This is a genomic window from Zunongwangia pacifica, from assembly GCF_023499215.1.
Classification (GTDB): domain Bacteria; phylum Bacteroidota; class Bacteroidia; order Flavobacteriales; family Flavobacteriaceae; genus Zunongwangia; species Zunongwangia pacifica.
The window spans coordinates 1-1,096 of record NZ_JAKHSK010000099.1 but is presented as its reverse complement, the minus strand read 5'-3'; the positions used below and the strand labels follow the sequence as shown (position 1 = coordinate 1,096).

Annotated in this window: 1 protein-coding gene; it reads right to left on the bottom strand. The window is 39.6% G+C overall.

Annotated elements, in window-relative coordinates; genetic code table 11:
* Positions 1-65: 65 nt before the first annotated feature.
* On the bottom strand, positions 66-1,096 hold a 1,031-nt coding region (locus L1967_RS22230), incomplete at its 5' end, for a tyrosine-type recombinase/integrase (protein ID WP_249603680.1).

Below are 1,096 nucleotides of genomic sequence, written 5' to 3'. Positions count from 1 at the left end.
CTTGTTTTATATAGTTCTCGATTGTAGTATCTGCGTATCCTTTCTTCTCTAAATGTATTTTGTAATCATTCATTTTCAACGGTTTTTAATAGATGCGTGTAGATTTGAGTAGATTCTAAAGAACTATGACCTAAAAAGGATTTGATACTTTCCAATGGCACTTCTTTCTGTAATAAATGTGTAGCGATTGAGTGGCGCAATGTGTGTAATGTAATTTGCTTCTTTTCGATACTTTTGTTCTCTGTGGCCAACACAATGGCCTTTAAACGGTTGGCAATGCTCATTCCGTCCATTCTCCTCCCTTGTTGGCTTATCAATAAGGCTTCGGTGTCCTCACTTCGACTACGCTCAGTGCAAGTTCCATTGTAGAACTCTGGTCGAGCTTCAAAAATGTAATCCTCCAATACTTGCAGGTTGTAACCGTTCATTGGCACGAACCTTTCTTTGTAGTTCTTTCCTTTTCTGACGTACAAACGTTCCTTGTCAAAAAGCACGTCCTTAACGTCCAAGTGTACCGCTTCATTTCTTCGTAGTCCGCAACTGTACATAATGCTTAATATCGCTTTATCCCGTAACCTAAAACGCTTCGCTTGGTGGCTGTAACTGCAAGCGGTAAAGAGTTCCTTGATTTCTTCTTGTGTTAGTATGTTCAGTTTTTCTTCTGTTGGATTCGTTTCATATTTCAGATGTAAATGGATGCCGTTGTGATTGTGGTTTTGTAAATATTCCTTGAACTTTTTTAAGGCTTGTTGGTGCTTGTTCAAGTAGCTTTTACTTAATGCTCCGTTCCGTCTTTCGTTGTTTCGCTCTTGCAAGTAGCTGTAATATTCCTTGACGTGTTCTGCGGTAATATCGTTGATGTTCGTGATTGGCCTGCGCGGCAAGCTGGCTCGTTCGCTAAAATCATCCACTGGATGATTTCTTAACGCTCCGCCCTGCTCCAAGAAATAGAAGAACTCTTGCAGATGATTGGGCAGATTGTAAACTGTACTTTCTGCATAGCCGAGTATATCAAGCCATTGTTTGTAACTCTTTACCAGTACTTTGTAATGTTCACTCTGTAGTTTTAGATGTTTCATTTTGGACAGTTTTTTAT